General features: G+C 67.8%; 15 protein-coding genes and 4 pseudogenes. 7 read left to right on the forward strand and 12 right to left on the reverse strand.

Annotation, left to right across the window (positions count from 1 at the left end):
- The 4 genes and pseudogenes from ABZV38_RS36355 to ABZV38_RS36370 form a co-directional block, all read right to left on the reverse strand.
- Window positions 1–114: transposase (locus ABZV38_RS36355; RefSeq protein WP_356332736.1), on the reverse strand; the 114-nt coding region annotated here is incomplete at its 3' end.
- A 69-nt stretch (window positions 115–183) separates the two neighbouring features.
- Entirely contained in the window at window positions 184–651 is a 468-nt protein-coding gene (locus tag ABZV38_RS36360; protein ID WP_356332737.1) for an IS630 family transposase, read from the reverse strand.
- 58 nt (window positions 652–709) lie between these two features.
- A pseudogene (locus tag ABZV38_RS36365) lies at window positions 710–841 on the reverse strand (helix-turn-helix domain-containing protein); the annotation flags it as partial.
- Between the two features lie 126 nt (window positions 842–967).
- Window positions 968–1,270, reverse strand: a complete 303-nt coding sequence (locus tag ABZV38_RS36370; protein ID WP_356332723.1) for a hypothetical protein — start codon at window positions 1,268–1,270, stop codon at window positions 968–970.
- 138 nt (window positions 1,271–1,408) lie between these two features.
- On the opposite strand from ABZV38_RS36370, the gene ABZV38_RS36375 reads away from it, so the two are divergent.
- Window positions 1,409–1,675, forward strand: a complete 267-nt coding sequence (locus tag ABZV38_RS36375; RefSeq protein ID WP_356332724.1) for a hypothetical protein — start codon at window positions 1,409–1,411, stop codon at window positions 1,673–1,675.
- 32 nt (window positions 1,676–1,707) lie between these two features.
- On the opposite strand, the pseudogene ABZV38_RS36380 reads toward ABZV38_RS36375, so the two are convergent.
- The 6 genes and pseudogenes from ABZV38_RS36380 to ABZV38_RS36405 all read right to left on the reverse strand — a co-directional run.
- Window positions 1,708–1,953 (reverse strand): annotated as a pseudogene (locus ABZV38_RS36380) (IS5/IS1182 family transposase); the annotation flags it as partial.
- 72 nt (window positions 1,954–2,025) lie between these two features.
- Window positions 2,026–2,874, reverse strand: a complete 849-nt coding sequence (tatC, locus tag ABZV38_RS36385; protein WP_356332725.1) for a twin-arginine translocase subunit TatC — start codon at window positions 2,872–2,874, stop codon at window positions 2,026–2,028.
- Between the two features lie 10 nt (window positions 2,875–2,884).
- Window positions 2,885–3,232 carry a Sec-independent protein translocase subunit TatA gene (tatA, locus tag ABZV38_RS36390; protein ID WP_356332726.1) on the reverse strand — a complete coding sequence of 116 codons (348 nt, stop codon included), beginning with the start codon at window positions 3,230–3,232 and terminating at the stop codon, window positions 2,885–2,887.
- Window positions 3,233–3,565: 333 nt separating this feature from the next.
- Window positions 3,566–3,844, reverse strand: a complete 279-nt coding sequence (locus ABZV38_RS36395; protein WP_356332727.1) for a hypothetical protein — start codon at window positions 3,842–3,844, stop codon at window positions 3,566–3,568.
- A gap of 343 nt (window positions 3,845–4,187) precedes the next feature.
- Window positions 4,188–5,315 (reverse strand): alpha/beta hydrolase, encoded by a 1,128-nt coding sequence (locus ABZV38_RS36400; protein WP_356332728.1) that lies wholly within the window; start codon window positions 5,313–5,315, stop codon window positions 4,188–4,190.
- A 192-nt stretch (window positions 5,316–5,507) separates the two neighbouring features.
- Window positions 5,508–5,981 (reverse strand): VOC family protein, encoded by a 474-nt coding sequence (locus tag ABZV38_RS36405; protein WP_356332738.1) that lies wholly within the window; start codon window positions 5,979–5,981, stop codon window positions 5,508–5,510.
- Window positions 5,982–6,554: 573 nt separating this feature from the next.
- Between ABZV38_RS36405 and ABZV38_RS36410 the strand changes: the two are divergent.
- The 6 genes and pseudogenes from ABZV38_RS36410 to ABZV38_RS36435 all read left to right on the forward strand — a co-directional run.
- Window positions 6,555–6,653: pseudogene (locus ABZV38_RS36410) on the forward strand (IS5/IS1182 family transposase); the annotation flags it as partial.
- A 608-nt stretch (window positions 6,654–7,261) separates the two neighbouring features.
- Window positions 7,262–7,864 (forward strand): ABATE domain-containing protein, encoded by a 603-nt coding sequence (locus ABZV38_RS36415; protein ID WP_356332729.1) that lies wholly within the window; start codon window positions 7,262–7,264, stop codon window positions 7,862–7,864.
- Window positions 7,865–8,728: 864 nt separating this feature from the next.
- On the forward strand, window positions 8,729–9,130 hold the full coding sequence (locus tag ABZV38_RS36420; protein ID WP_356332730.1) for a hypothetical protein: 402 nt from the start codon (window positions 8,729–8,731) through the stop codon (window positions 9,128–9,130).
- Between the two features lie 51 nt (window positions 9,131–9,181).
- Window positions 9,182–9,485 (forward strand): annotated as a pseudogene (locus ABZV38_RS36425) (malic enzyme-like NAD(P)-binding protein); the annotation flags it as partial.
- A 67-nt stretch (window positions 9,486–9,552) separates the two neighbouring features.
- The gene (locus tag ABZV38_RS36430) at window positions 9,553–9,852 is read left to right on the forward strand and encodes a hypothetical protein (protein ID WP_356332732.1); all 300 of its coding nucleotides are present in this window, start codon (window positions 9,553–9,555) and stop codon (window positions 9,850–9,852) included.
- A 55-nt stretch (window positions 9,853–9,907) separates the two neighbouring features.
- Window positions 9,908–10,783, forward strand: coding sequence for a hypothetical protein (locus tag ABZV38_RS36435; RefSeq protein WP_356332733.1), 876 nt, complete (start codon window positions 9,908–9,910; stop codon window positions 10,781–10,783).
- A 475-nt stretch (window positions 10,784–11,258) separates the two neighbouring features.
- On the opposite strand, the gene ABZV38_RS36440 is transcribed toward ABZV38_RS36435, so the two are convergent.
- A complete protein-coding gene (locus ABZV38_RS36440; protein ID WP_356332734.1) occupies window positions 11,259–13,346 on the reverse strand; it encodes a SpoIIE family protein phosphatase in 2,088 nt (695 codons plus the stop codon).
- 184 nt (window positions 13,347–13,530) lie between these two features.
- A partial coding sequence (locus ABZV38_RS36445; protein WP_356332735.1) for an IS256 family transposase occupies window positions 13,531–14,167 on the reverse strand: 637 nt, incomplete at its 5' end.

Consider the following 14,167-nt stretch of genomic DNA (forward strand, 5'->3'; position numbering starts at 1 on the left):
AAGCCCCTCCGCACTCACACCGAGTTCCCGGGCGACCTCGGTGACATTCCGGCCCGACGACCGGACCAGTGCCACCGCGTCCCGCTTGAACTCCGACGTGTACCGCTTACTCATGTTGCTCCTGCCACTCAACCTGGACTACTTCCTCCGGGACCGATCCGTCCCAGTATCAGGCTGTCCAGTTCAGAGGGGGAACTTCAGGAAGACCAGCTCAACGTCGTTGTCAGCGGCCCAGCTGCGGACCTCGGCATGCTTGTGCGGGGAGAAGTTGTCCAGGACGACGTACAGCTTCTCTCCGGGGCAGCGCGAGCGCAGGGAATTGAGCAAGCCGAGGAACTCTCGCCACCGCTTACGCTTCCGAATCCTGTAGCAGATCTTGCCGGTGGCCAGGTCCAGGGCGGCGAGCATGTGCATCACGCCGCCGTATCGGTTGTAGGTGGCCCGCAGCCGACGGGGTTTGCCGACTGGACGCCAGGACCTGCCCTTGCGCGGCTGGAGGTTGAGAGGGCCGAACTCGTCGACGCATATCACCCGGCCGCCGGCAGGCGGGGTGTCGTACAGCGCGAGGACCCGGTGCATCTTGGCGATGAAGTCCGGATCGATAGAGGTCTTCCACGTGGTTGTGGCCTGCCAGGAGACATTTTGGGTCAAGCGCGTCGAACCCCCGCACGTTGAAGGCGTGGATGACATCGCGGACGTAGTCCTCGCCGATCCGCATCAGCGAGGTGATGTCCTCGACCGTCTGGCCCTGGGCGGACATCAGCACCACGATCGCCCGCAGCAACCTGACCGGGTCCTTGGCGGTCCGGCTGATCCGCTGCAGGCGGCGGCCCTCCTCCATACTGACCGGACGGACGAACACACTCGGTCGACGTCCCACGACCACCTCCAAGATCAGGTCCTGGAGACAGTCTGCTGACCATCAGACGGAACGTCGATTACCCACCCAACGATGCGAGACGAGCCACTAGCCGACAGTGTCCTGGCCGATCGCCCGGATGACGTCGGCAAGCCAGACCAGGTGGTGGCTCACAACCCGGTCCTCGTCGGCGAGCAGGCCCTCAAGGTGCTGCCACGACTCCGAGAGCTGCCCGATCGTGATCGCTCTCGGCTCGTTGTGGACCTCGTACAGTTCATCGCCCGGAACAGACCAGAAGTAGTCGTGTTCGAGTGTCACCGTGCTGCCGGCTGAAGCTTCGACGTGCCGCAGCACCAGCTCGAAGGCATGCCGGAGCTGATCGAGCGGGATCTGCAGGGGTTTGCTGGCCATGCGCTCATCTTGGCCGGTCAGGAGCCGCGTTGGGTCCACCCGGCTTGGCATCGGCGGGTCCGAACGGCCGACGTGCGAAGCGAGGAGACCGGCCCTGCGGCGGAACCGGCCCGGAACGGGAGCGGCCACCGCGTGATCATGACCATCGCCATCGGCGGTTACGGACGCTTTTCAGCGATCCGGGACAGGCACCTGGGCGACGTGGCCCGACGCGACCTGAGGCCGGCGTCCCCCGAGGGCCTCTCCGGCATCGGTCGATGGATGCATGAGACCGCCGTCCGTGATGGGGAAGTCGTGCTTGCCGACGGGATCGCTCATCTCTTCGGCAAGGCGGAATGCCCGCGCTGTGCCGGCGTCTTCAACATCGCGAATGAGTACACGTCTTCCAACTGCCCCGTCATGTGAGCGGCGGTGGATTGGGAGCGACCGACTCTGCCTCAGGAACAGAGCCACAGCCGGATCGAGGCGACAGCGACCGTGTCGTGGAAAACGTAGGTCCGTTCGTCGTAACGGCTCGCGCCCGCGCGGAAGTTCTTGAGCCAGTTGATCGTGCGCCCCACTTCGTTACGACGCCTGTAGATGTCCCTGTTGAACCCGGTCGGACAGTCACCCATGCTGCCGCGACGCCGGCGGTTGGCCCGCTGGTCCCTGGGCTCCGGAATTGTGTGCTTGATCTGGCGTCGCAAGGCGCACGGCATCCTGCTGCCGGCCGCACCGCCCCGCGACAGCCGCGAACTCACCCGGTCGCTCGGCTGTCACGGCCGGCTGATGGCGATGCTGTCGGGGGGGTCGACGGGGGCCGGAGTCAGGTCCATGGGGGATGCTTCCATGTCCTGCGGGATTCCGTCCGGCTCGGCCCCGTCGGTGCGCTCCCGGCGGCGATCATTGCACCAGGAGATGGCGCACGCCGCCAGGTACAGCAGGCTGATCGGTGCGCCGAGCAGCAGCATGCTGAGCGGGTCCGTGCTGGGAGTGGCCACCGCGGCGAAGACGGCGATACCCATGAGCATGCCGCGCCACCAGCCGGCCATCCGGCGCGCGCTGATCACGCCGCCGAGGTTCAGCAGCACGAGAAGGACCGGGAGTTCGAAGGAGAGGCCGAAGACGACGACCATGCGGGTGGCCAGGTCGAGGAAATCGTCGACGGGCAGGAGGTTGGTGGCGTTGTCCGGGGTGAAGGAGATCAGCACCCGTGTCGTGGTCGGCAGACTCCCGTACGCCACGGCGGCGCCGGACAGGAACAGCGGGATTCCGGCCCCGAGAAAGACCAGTGTGTACTTCTTCTCGTTGCGGTGCAGTCCTGGTGCCACGAAAGCCCACAGCTGATACAGCCACACCGGGCTCGCAGCGACGATTCCCGCGGTGATCGATACTTTCAGCGCGAGCGTGAAGGGTGAGAGAAGACCGTTGAGCGAGATCACGCCGCAGCGCCCCGCGTCGTTCTCGTGTGCCAGTCGGTCCGGGGCACAGCCGGGCAGGGGATCGATGAGGAATCCGATCAGTTGCTTGTAGAACAGGGCTGCGACGACCGTGACGAGCAGGATCGCTCCGACAGCCTTGATCAGGCGGTTTCGCAGCTCACGGAGGTGCTCTCCAAGGGGCATCTGCGCAGCGTCATGCGGTGTACGGGTGGGCATGGGCGGTCCCGGTCCCTTCATGTGCAGCATCGGCCGCGCACGTGTCTGTCAGTGGTTCCGGCGCTTCAACGCCGGTGAGGGGTGTCACCGCGGCCGCTTCCGGGGCCGTGTGCCGGCCGTCGGGAACGGGCTGAAGGGCGGCGACGTGCACGCTGGTTTGGGGTTTGTCCGCACCGTCCTTCTGCATGGCTTTGGTCTCGCTCTTGAGGATCCGCAGCGACTGGCCGAAGGAACGGGCCATATCGGGAAGGCGCTTGGCGCCGAAGAGGAGCAGGACGACGACGAGGATGAGGATGATCTCGGGTGCTCCGAGCCTGCCGAACATGGGTGTTTCCTTTCTGGGGGGCTGCGGCACGGGAGCGGCGCTCCTGTGCGGTTGGCCTGGCTGCCGGCGGATGCGGGAGCCAGGCCCCGTGTACTGATCGGTGCGTTGGCGGGCAGACGGCGACCGCGGCGGCCGGTGGGTGGGCCGCCGACACAGCGGCGCAGGGTCTCCGTGTCACGGGCGTGTCCTTGCCGCGGCCGCGGTGCCGCGTCGGTTCCCGGCGCGCCGGGAACTTAAGACCGGTGGCCGGCGGTAGTGGATTTCGAGCCGAGTCCTGCGGACTTCCCGGTGTTCTTGGAGGTCTCCGCCGCGGCGCTGCCGGGCGGTTCCTCTTCAAGGTCGAAGCCGGTGGTCAGCTCGGTCAGGTTCAGGCTCTCGGCACTCAGCAGGTTCTTCGAGGGCCTTCGGGTTGAGGTCCTCAAGCGTCAGGTTCTGGAGCTCCGGGGGAAGTTCGTCGCGAATGCTCGCCTGAGTGCTCTGTGAGAGCTCTCGGACCTTGCGCAGGGTCCGCACGGTGTCGGACACCATCTTGGGGAGCTTGTCGGGCCCTACCAGAATGACGGCCAGCACAATCAGTGTCACAACTTCGAGCGGGCCGATGTCGGCGAACATCTACGACTCCCGTCTGGGATGGGTGAAGGCCCCGTCGCTCCCGGGCAGGCGGGGAAGCGTGTTGGGCTGGTTGAACGGACACAGCAGCCGCCCGATGGGGCTGGCCACACAGCGGTGTGAGGACGTCCCGGCATGTCGCCCGGGCGGGACTGCGCGATGACGTGGCCGTCCCGCCCGCCGGGACAGCGGCGGGCAGGACGACCTCCGGAGAGGGCTCCGGCGTGAGATCAGCGCAGGAGACGGGCGAACCCTCGGCAAACTCTTCGGTGAAGAGCTGTGGCCACTTCGGTCGAGCTCATTCCAGTCTCGTCGGCGTCCTGCCCAGGCGTCCGGGCATCTCCCTCTAGCGAATTGAGCGGGATGCGGCGGCAGTGCGGTACGGGGCCAGGAACTCGGTCAGTTCCGACAGCAGCTCCTTGGGGGCCTGCTCGGCGATCCAGTGGCCGGCACCGGGGATGACCACACCTTGCACGTCGTTCGCGAGGGGCTTCATCGCGCCCCCGACCTTGTCACCCCAGCTTTCCGATCCGCCGATCGCCAGGACGGGCATCGTCAGCTTGTTCTCGGTGCGCGTCGCGTTCTGCGCGGTGATGGTGTCCCACGCGCGGTAGAGACCGAAGCCGCCACGCAGGGTCTCGGGGTCGGAGAAGAGACGGAAGTAGTACTCGCGCGCGTAGTCGGGCAGCTTCTTCCCGCCCTGGATGTCGAACTCGTAGCCGAAGAAGATCTCTTCCCGGCCCCTGACCAACTTCTCGGTCAGCTCGTGGTTGACCCGGTTGAAGGGGATGTGCCAGAGCCTGTTGTTGTGGTCCTCATCGATGAACAGGGGCGGCGAGGCCTTCAGCGTCGGGGGCCCGGGGACCTCGGCGAGGGCCACGCGGGCGACACGCTCTGGATGATCCGCCGCCAGCGCGTAGCTGATGATCAGGCCGGTGTCGTGGCCGGCCACGGCGAACCGCTGGTGGCCGAGTGCGTCCATGAGCGCGATCAGGTCGTTGGCGAGGGTGCGGGTGTCGTACCCGTCACGGGGCTTGTCGGTCAGCCCGATGCCACGCTGGTCGACGGCGATGACCGTGTAGTTGCGGGCCAGTTCCGGCATCACCATGCGCCACGCGTACCAGTTCTGCGGCCAGCCGTGCACCAGCAGCAGCGGCGGGCCGTCGCCTCCGATGACCACGTGCTGGCGCAGTCCACCGGCCTGCACGAACCGGCTGGTGAACGTCTTGGTGAACCCTGCCGGCAGATGCGGCGCCGTGGCGACCGAGCCGAAACCCTTCGGCCTGCGCATGGTGGGAGCGGCAGCGGCGGACGGGGCCAATCCGCCGACCAGCGAGATGCCGGCAGCGGCAGCGGCAGAAGCAGCCGCGCCGCCGACGAAGACGCGTCGCGAGAACCCGCGCCGGGCACGGTGCGACGTCGGCTTTGATCCGGGGCCCTCCTGGGCCGGCGGCTCCATAGGAGACATGTTCATGAAATTTCCTTTCGCAATGTTGCCCGAGCGTCAGGGCGCGGCGGGGACTGATCGAGATATAGGAGCATATGCTCGTATATGTGACCGGTGCCGCGCCGATCCGGCCGCCGGCTTCTCCTGGGCTGCACCCAAGTGGTGAGCGGGTCGGCCACCACCGTGCGACCCGTCACACCCTCGGGTGACTGACTCGTGTCAGCGGCCGGGGAACCGCTGGGTGACTTCCTGGAGCACCCAGCCGTTGCCGTCCGGGTCGCTGAAGGTGGCGAAGGAGCCGTAAGAGGCGCGGTCGGGGTGCAGGCCGGCGAGCCGCCCCTGCCCCTCGAGCTGGTGGGTGATCTCTCCGGTTTCGTGGCCGTGGTGGAGCAGTCCTCCGGCGTCGTGGAACACCTCGCTCACCTCGATGCCGCGGCCGACGAGCTCGGCGCGAGCCTCTTCGATGTCGGAGACGATGAGGTAGAGGCCCTGGGTCGAGCCGGGTGCGGCGGAGGTGATTCCCTTGCCGAATATGATCGAGCACTCGGAGCCGGGCGGCGTGAAGTGCACCGCGCGCCAGTCCTCGCTGGCGGCCTTGTCCAGGTCCAGGCGGAACCCGGCGGCCTCATAGAAGGTTTTGGCCCGATCGACGTCGGAGACGGGCAGCACGATGAGTTCGAGCTTCAAATGCATGTGGGCTTTCTCTTTCTTGAGTCGGTGAACCTCGCACCCGCGAATCACCGGTTCCACGGGTGTCCGAGACGGCAGAGAGATACCTGCCTCCCGCCGGTTTGGTGGTGAAATTTGGATGATGTCGGTCATCCATATTTGACGAAAACCGTGCCGAGACCTACGCCCCGCGTCGTGCGGCGGTTCGTCCGCTCGATCCCTTCGGAGTCACGGTGATGGCTGCATGCGCCGTCGGCCGGTGCGGGTGACGGCGATCGCGAAGCGCTGGTCCATCGGTCCGCTCCCGAGCAAGCTCGCCCCGCCGTCGAGGCCGTTGAGTCGTGTTTCCAAGCGGCTCGCATGCCCCCTTCTCCGAGCGAGCGCCGCGAGCGCCGAAGTGGCGGGTTGCTGGCGACCACCATCGCGAGAAGGGCTCGGGCGGGGACTCGCCGAGGCCCCTCTGTGCGGCGCGGCGCGGTGCGGCGCGGTGCGTTCGTCATAGTTATGACCATAGGTGGTTAGCTCGCAACATGCAATCCTCCTCGTGACAGGCTCGAACCAGGTGCAGCAGCAACGCATAGGGCAATGCGGAGAGACTCCGGCAGGCACAAAAGGCATGGTATGACCGTCCAGGTCCTCACCGATCCACTCGGAAACCCGCGGTGGGTCCGACCCGCGACGCCCGGCGCGGTGCACGCCGCCCGCACCATCCGCACTCATGGCGCCATGACGCCCTGCCACAGCCAGGCGCGCGTGCCCTGCTGGGCCGACAAGGGCCGACAAGGGCTGTCAAGGCGCCGGCGGCACCGTGCGGATTCACCGCTGCCGCTGGAACAAGCTGTCCGCAGGTCAGCAGGGCCGCCAACATCGCCCACGTCACGATCCGTGCGGTCGGTCAGACCACGCTCAGAACCTGGATGCTCCTGCGCAAGCTGCACTGCGACGGGCGGCATGACCACCTCCGCCGACATCGCGGCCGTGCGCGCGCCGGGGCGCGTCGGTCCGTCCTGCTGCGCACCGACGAAAGCGGCGCCTCGATCGCCCGGAAAGCGGCCCTCGCCAGTCCGCAGCGGCACTGCGCCACGATCACCCACGCCTTCACCGGGCGTCCCTCGCGAGCTCCGCGCAACTGCTTCAGCACCCGGTACGGCAGCGTGGCATCGCCGGGTTACCCGGCGAACATGTCCGGGCTCCGCTCCGCGCCGGGGGGAGATTTCTCACCTCGCGGGAAGTAGATTGCCACCGTAATGGTTTCGGAGGTAACGCTGGATGGTCTAGCTTTCCTTCGATCAAGGAGGACGACAATGGTCCCGCGCAAGACCGAGGGCAGCCCGCTGAGCCAGCCGTCGGCGGCTGATGTCGTCCTGCAATTCGTCAACACGCACACCGCAGGCCCCCACCGGTTGACAGAGCGCTTCGCAAGCGCCGAGAGCATGCACGCATGGCTGCTGGAAAACGCCTTGGGCTCGCAGACCCCCCGCGTCACAGAGGCCGACGCAGCCGGTGCACGCGAACTGCGCGACGCCTTGATCACCGTGCTGCTCGCTCATTCCGGCGACAAGGACATCACACCCGAGGTACTCGATCAGGCGGAGGAACACCTGCGCCGTGTCGCGTCCCGGCATCCGCTGGTAACGGTCGTCACCGCCTCGGGGGCCTCCTTGGAGACCGCGCAGACCGGCGTCCCCGGGCTGTTCGGCACCGTACTGGCGAGCGTCACCGAACTCGCCCAGGCGGGCTTGTGGAACAGGGTGCGGGCGTGCCGGAACCAGCCGTGTCACTTCTGCTTTTTCGACCGGACGCGGAACAGCTCTGGCGTCTACTGCGGCCCGAAATGCGGTTCCCAGGCATCCATGCGGGCCTATCGGCAGAGGAAGAAGGAGTTGGCTGCCGAAACGCCGACCTGACAGAGCCGACGGGAAGAGAGCTTGCTGCCCCTTCGGATGCGGTGTCCGCGCCTGCACCGTCTGGAAGTTCGCCCACCCCGCGTGGGCAGCGGAGACCACGCCGTCCCGATCGCCTTCAGGGCGGGCTGGAGAAGTCCGGCCGCGGCAGTGACGGTTACGGTTACTGCGTCCATCGGCCCGCGGCGCCCCGCCCTGCGCCCAGCCTCAGCCGTATCCGGCCGAGCCAACGCCCCCTCCCCCGGCCCATGCCACTGCCCCCGACCCGCCGCGATCCTCACCACCTGAGCCTCGGGGCAGCGGTCAGCGGTCAGCGGTCAGCGGTCAGCCTCAAACACGCGCCACAACCAGGCGGAGGTCCCGTACAAGCGGGTAGACCACCGGATGAAGATCTCAGGTGCTGTGGGCATGGCCCTGGTACAGGTCGCCCACGACGTGGCCGACGCATATGTCGTGCACCACCCTCACCACGACCCATGGCGCCACCACTGGACACCGCCCGGTCTCCGCCAGCCCGCTACCCGGAGCGGCAAGAGCCACGAAGCGCCTATGTACACCCTGGAGTACGGCACCCTCAAGCCCACGACCGGCGCTGTGGCTGACAGGGGACGTGTGGATGCGCAAGCTCTACCCTGAGTTGCCCGCGTACGCCCCGGTGGAAATCCGCGACCGGGTTGAGCATGTGCAACGAGGTCTCGCCCTACGCGTTCTCCAGGTGGGCGACGTCTCTGGGTGGCTGCTGCGGGCGGACGGCCCGGCCGCAACTACTAACGGATAACTCCATGGTTACAGGGGATTGAAACCCTCGCACGTGCCGATCAGCATGGTCACCCTCTCAACCCGCCCATGCAGCAGGTTCGGTGCTGCATGATGGGTAACCAACGCGGCGCAGTGGAGGCCGAGTTGAGACGTGAACCGCTCCGAAACCACGTCCATCCCTACCTCGCCGGCGGTGAGAGGGCGCGGCCGCTTCCTGACCGGCGCAACGACTGGATCGCCGCCATCGACAAGATCGCCGCGGTCAACCCGTGTGCCGTCGTCGCCGGGCACAAGAACCCCAAGAATGACGACGACCCCCGTCATGTGGACGAGACCCGCCAATACCTCAGGGACACCGAGGAAGTGGCTGCGGTGGCGCGGCACGCCAATGAGTTCGCCGACCTGACGCTGCTGCGGCACCTGGATCGGATCAACCCCACCATCCTGAGTCTGACCGCCGAGCATCTCTTCCCCGGCACCACCGTCAACGACCGAGCTGTTGAGTGGTAGTCAGTGGATGTTCACAGACCCGGCGCGTGGGGGCGCCGGGTGATCACGTGCCCCGAGATCCACCCGGACGTCGCCCGTAGGTACGCGGCCGTCGTGGCAACCGGCCGCAGCGACTACCCGAACCAGATCAACAATGTCTTCGCCTTCCCCGGCATCTCCGCGGGAGCCCTCCGCGTCCGCACCGCGCGCAACCCCCGGCATGAAACTCGCCGCCGCGGACGCACTCGCCTCCATGGTCGTCGAGGAAGTCCGCCCCGACCACATCGTCCCCTCCCCCTTCGACCCGCGGGTGGCACCGGCGGTCGCCGAAGCGGTCGCCACGGCCGCTCGGCTCAGTGGCGTGGCCAGGCGTTGAACCATCCGGCACAGTCACCGGCCCGCCTACCCCATCGGTCAAGCAGGACGCACTGAAGGAGTTGAGCATGACCACGTTGCTTTCCGAGGCCATCGAGGCTCACGGCGGGATCGAACGCTGGCAGGTGCTGACCGAGGTACAGGCCACGCTTGTCAGCGGTGGCGATCTGTTCGCCATCAAGGGGCTGCCGCAGGATCAGCTCCGCGTCGCGGACGGCCCGCGGGCTGGGGGCCTGCTTCCTGGCGGCACCACGTCAACTTGCGGCTTGGCGGAGAGGCATCAACGGCCTGCTGCGGCAGTACGTCCCGAGCCCGATATCGAGGCGTGCCAGATCTGCCATCCGAAGACGGGGCTGATGGGCGCATAGGGCCGTACGGACTCCCCGGCATGCCATGGGATGGCGGGACTTACAGGATCACAGTGTGGAGTTCCCGATCAAAGTGGCGCTGGCCCAGGCAGTCCCGACGCTGCCCGAGGGACCGGGGTGGTGGTTCGAGCCGAAGTTCGACGGGCACCGAGTCGTGCTGCGCCGCACCGACGACACCGTGATCCTGTACGCCCGGTCCGGGAGGGTCGTCACGCCGTACTGGATGGACCTGGCCCTGGCCGGCATGGCGCTGCGGCCGGGCACCGCGCTGGACGGAGAAGCGGTGATCTGGCGGGATGGGCGGCTCGACTTCGGAGCCGCTCAGTCGAGGGCCGCGTCGTCCGTGACCCGGGCTCGCGCGCTGGCCGCCCGGCACCCGGCCTCGTACGCCTGCTGGGACCTCGTGCAGCACCCCGACCCGGCGATCGGCGACGCCCGCACCCTCCCGTACACCGAGCGGCGCGCCCTTCTCCTGGAACTGCTTGCCGAGGTCGGTCCGCCGATCCAGCCCGTACCGGCGACCGACGACCGGGATGTGGCGGAGCACTGGTACGAGGCACTCCAGGCGCAGGGCCTAGAAGGGGTCGTGGCCAAGCGAGGCGCGGCCGCGTACCCGTCGGGGCGCCGCGGGTGGGTGAAGGTCCGCCACGCCGACACCGCCGACGGTTTGGTCGTCGGGTTTACGGGGCCCAGGCTCCGTCCGCAGCACCTGGCCCTCGTGGTCGGCGACGAGGACAGCCAGGTAAGGCTGTCCGCCCGCCTCGAGCCCGTCCTCGCCTCACACATCGGCGCCGCCCTGGCGGGAGCGCAGGTGATGGGTGAGCGACGGACGGAAGGCGAGACATACACCCGGATCCAGACCGACCTGACGGTGGAAGTCCTGGCAGCATCGGGCCGACACGGAACGCTGACAGTTGTACGGATGCGGTAACCCCCTGGCAGACAACACCGGCGGGCCCATCAGGATCCAGAACCTCTCGCTATCGAATGAGAGGTGTCGTCGCCTGAAAGGGGCTTCCCGTGGAGGAGGCCCAGCACCCCTGCTGCCAGGCCCAGGCCGCTGACCAGCCATCCAGTACCGAGCAGCCGGTCCAGGCAGGGCCGCAACCACGATTTCTGCGGCCCGGATGCCGGCACCCGCCCGCCGCTGGAGCCCGCTGCCTCACGCCCGGATGGCCGCGCCTGGCCGCCTGATCTCGGCCCGCGACGCCGGGACCGTGCCGGCCCCGACCCACCCCTGGGCCAGTTCGAAGAGGGGCCAACGAACTGGGGCAAAACCCACGGGGTCCGCGGCGTTGCCTGTTCAAACAACTCGCCGTACCGGAGGGCGGTCGGGGGCATTTCGCCTTGACGGTCGGTAGGTTCGAACCGCCCTGTGGCAAGGCGTGGGTGGGATGCGCCAGTGATCACGACTGGTGGGCCTGTGCGCGGCAGATGAGGAGGGCGACGTCGTCGTGGTCGTGCGGATGGCGCAGCGCACCCAGGAGGTGGTCGCAGGTTGCTTCGAGTGTCGGTTGCAGCTCGGTGAGGACGTCGAGGAGGGTGTTCAGGCGGGTGTCGATGGGTTGGTCGCGGGTTTCGACGAGGCCGTCGGTGTAGAGCAGCAGCTGGTCGCCGGTATCCAGTTGCAGAGTGGTCTGTTCGAACGCGGCGGCGCCGACGCCGAGGGGGGTGCCGGTGGGCAGGTCAACAAGTTCGGGCTGTCGGCCGAGTCGGGTCAGGACGGGTGGTAGGTGGCCGGCGAGGGCGATGAGGCATTGCATGCGGTGCGGGTCGTAGACGGCGTAGATGCAGGTGGCGAAGCCGGGCTCGAGGCCACCGGCGATGTGGTCGAGGTGCAGGAGGACCTGCGCGGGGTCGAGGTTGAGTTCGGCCAGGGTGCGGACGGCGGTGCGGAGTTGTCCCATGGTCGCGGCAGCGTTGATACCGCTGCCCATCACGTCACCGATGACCAGGGCCGTCTTGTCGCCGGCCACGGGGATGGCGTCGAACCAGTCGCCGCCGACCTCTGCGGAGACCTGGGCGGGCTGGTAGCGATAGGCGATCTCCAGGCCGGTCGGCTGAGGTGGCCGGTGGGTCATGAGGTGGCGTTGCAGGGTCAAGGCGGTGCGGCGCTGGTTCTGGTACAGGCGGGCGTTGTCGATGCGCACCGCAGCGCGGGCCGCCAGCTCACCGGCCAGGACGACGTCGTCGGGGTCGAACGGCAGCGGGTTGCGGGTGCGGCACAGGTCCAGGGCACCCAGGATTTCCCCGCGGGCGATCAGCGGCACGGCCAGGTAGGCGTGCAGGCTGGCCTGGGCCAGGAGGGCGGCTCCCCGCGGCTCGGCGGCGATGTGCTGCAGGTCCGATTCGGTCACCCGATTCACCAGGACGGGGCGGCCGGTGGTCACACACTGGGTGATGAGACGGTCGGCGTCGTAGGCGGCGATGTGCCCGGTCGGGTCGGCCGCGTAGACGGCGTCGGTGGGATAGGCAGCGGTGACTGCCAGCGCCCTGAACAGGGCCGGCGCGCCGGGGGACACAGCTTCTGGCTGCCTGTCGTCGAGTACTGCGTCGAGGATGTCGACGGCGGCCAGGTCGGCCAGCTCGGGCACCAGGATGTCGGCCAGTTCCCGGGCGGTTTGTTCCACATCCAAGGTGGTGCCCACCATCGCCGAGGCCCGGGCAATGGTCGCCAGCCGCTTGCGGGCCTCGGCCGCCTCCAAGCCGGCGCGGTGCTGCTCGGTACTGTCCACCACCGACGCCGCCACACCCAGCACCCGCCCGGCCGGATTCTCGAGCCGGTAGTACGACACGGACCGCGCGATGTCAGCGTCCGGAACAGTCGGTGACCGGCCCACGATGAAGTGGTTGATCAGCGGTCTACCAGTGTCCAGAACCTGCCGCATCATCGACGCGACGGCCCCGGGATCGTCCAAGAACCGCAGGACCTGGTAGACATCACGGCCGATGTGTTGGGCGGCCGGCAGGCCGTTGAGGCCCTCCAGCGCCGGGTTGACCATCACGTACCGCAGGTCGGTGTCCAAGACAGCCAGGCCGATCGGGGACTGGGCCACTAGCTGCACCGACAGCGCCAGACCCCGTTCCACCTCTCGCAGAGTGGCCTGATCGGTGGCGATACCCAGGGCGTATGACTGTCCGTGCTGGCCCAGCAGCCGCATATTGCGGAACTCCACCAGCCGCGTACTTCCGTCCTTGTGCCGCACGGGAAACACGCCGGCCCAGCTTTCACCACTGCTCATCACCTGCGCGAACAGATGCAGGACCAGGTCGAAGTGCTCCGGGGCCACCAGCAGCGGGGCCGCGAACCGGCCCAGCGCCTGGTCCGCGGTCCAGCCGAACAGCTCCTCGGCCTGCGGACTCCACAACGCGATCCGTCCCGCGTCGTCCAGTACCACGGCCGCCACACCCAGCACGTCCAGCAGCCCGCCCGGCTCGGCCGGGGCGACCCCCACCGAGGCAGGACCTTCCGGGAACGCATCGGTGGCACCCATGAGGCACCCCTTCTCCCGAAATGCATGACCGTACCCAACTTCGTGGCCCTCTCACCAGGCCTCTCATCGTCTTCCATCCTCTCTCCCGCCGCTACTGACCACAGCGTGAGGCTCTAATGGGTCTATCAGGAATCAGGTGTAGTTCGTCTGTTTGGCCTACAGGTTCTTCGGTGGGCTGATCGGCCTACGCTCGTGTGGCGGTAAGGCGGCCGTCGAAGAGGACGTCGAACTCGTTCAGGGCGGTCTTCCAGCGGTTGTTCCAGCGCTGGCGGCCGCGGCCGGTGGGGTCCAGGGCGAGGGTGGCCAGGTAGAGGCGCTTGAGGGCGGCGGTCTCGTTGGGGAAGTGTCCGCAGGCCTGGGCCGCGCGCCGGTAGCGGGCGTTCAACGACTCGATCGCGTTCGTGGTGTAGACGACCTGACGGATCGCGTCGGGAAGGCCGAGGAAGGGCACGAACTCGCTCCAGGCCCGCTCCCACGACTGGGAGATCGAGGGATACCGCTTGGCCCACTTCTCGGCGAACTCCTCCAGCCGGGTGCGGGCTTGTTCCTCGTTGACGGCGGTGTAGATGGGCTTGAGGTCGCGGGCGACATCGGCCCAGTCGCGGCGCGATGCATAGCGCAGACTGTTGCGGATGAGGTGGACCACACAGGTCTGCACCACGGTCTGCGGCCAGACGGTGTTGACCGCGTCGGGCAGGGCGGACAGGCCGTCGCAGACCAGCATCAGCACGTCGCGGACGCCTCTGTTCTTGATCTCGGTCAGGACGGTGGTCCAGTACTTGGAGCCCTCGCCGCCGTCGCCGGCCCACAATCCGAGGATC

Origin of the sequence: Streptomyces sp. NPDC005181 (genome assembly GCF_040608395.1) — a bacterium.
Lineage (GTDB): Bacteria > Actinomycetota > Actinomycetes > Streptomycetales > Streptomycetaceae > Streptomyces.

Coding starts and splice junctions, on each gene's coding strand:
- ABZV38_RS36370 (WP_356332723.1), bottom strand. CDS start 1,270: ATGGCCAGCAAACCCCTGCAGATCCCGCTCGATCAGCTCCGGCATGCC.
- ABZV38_RS36375 (WP_356332724.1), top strand. CDS start 1,409: ATGACCATCGCCATCGGCGGTTACGGACGCTTTTCAGCGATCCGGGAC.
- tatC (WP_356332725.1), bottom strand. CDS start 2,874: ATGCCCCTTGGAGAGCACCTCCGTGAGCTGCGAAACCGCCTGATCAAG.
- tatA (WP_356332726.1), bottom strand. CDS start 3,232: ATGTTCGGCAGGCTCGGAGCACCCGAGATCATCCTCATCCTCGTCGTC.
- ABZV38_RS36395 (WP_356332727.1), bottom strand. CDS start 3,844: ATGTTCGCCGACATCGGCCCGCTCGAAGTTGTGACACTGATTGTGCTG.
- ABZV38_RS36400 (WP_356332728.1), bottom strand. CDS start 5,315: ATGAACATGTCTCCTATGGAGCCGCCGGCCCAGGAGGGCCCCGGATCA.
- ABZV38_RS36405 (WP_356332738.1), bottom strand. CDS start 5,981: ATGCATTTGAAGCTCGAACTCATCGTGCTGCCCGTCTCCGACGTCGAT.
- ABZV38_RS36415 (WP_356332729.1), top strand. CDS start 7,262: ATGGTCCCGCGCAAGACCGAGGGCAGCCCGCTGAGCCAGCCGTCGGCG.
- ABZV38_RS36420 (WP_356332730.1), top strand. CDS start 8,729: ATGATGGGTAACCAACGCGGCGCAGTGGAGGCCGAGTTGAGACGTGAA.
- ABZV38_RS36430 (WP_356332732.1), top strand. CDS start 9,553: ATGACCACGTTGCTTTCCGAGGCCATCGAGGCTCACGGCGGGATCGAA.
- ABZV38_RS36440 (WP_356332734.1), bottom strand. CDS start 13,346: ATGGGTGCCACCGATGCGTTCCCGGAAGGTCCTGCCTCGGTGGGGGTC.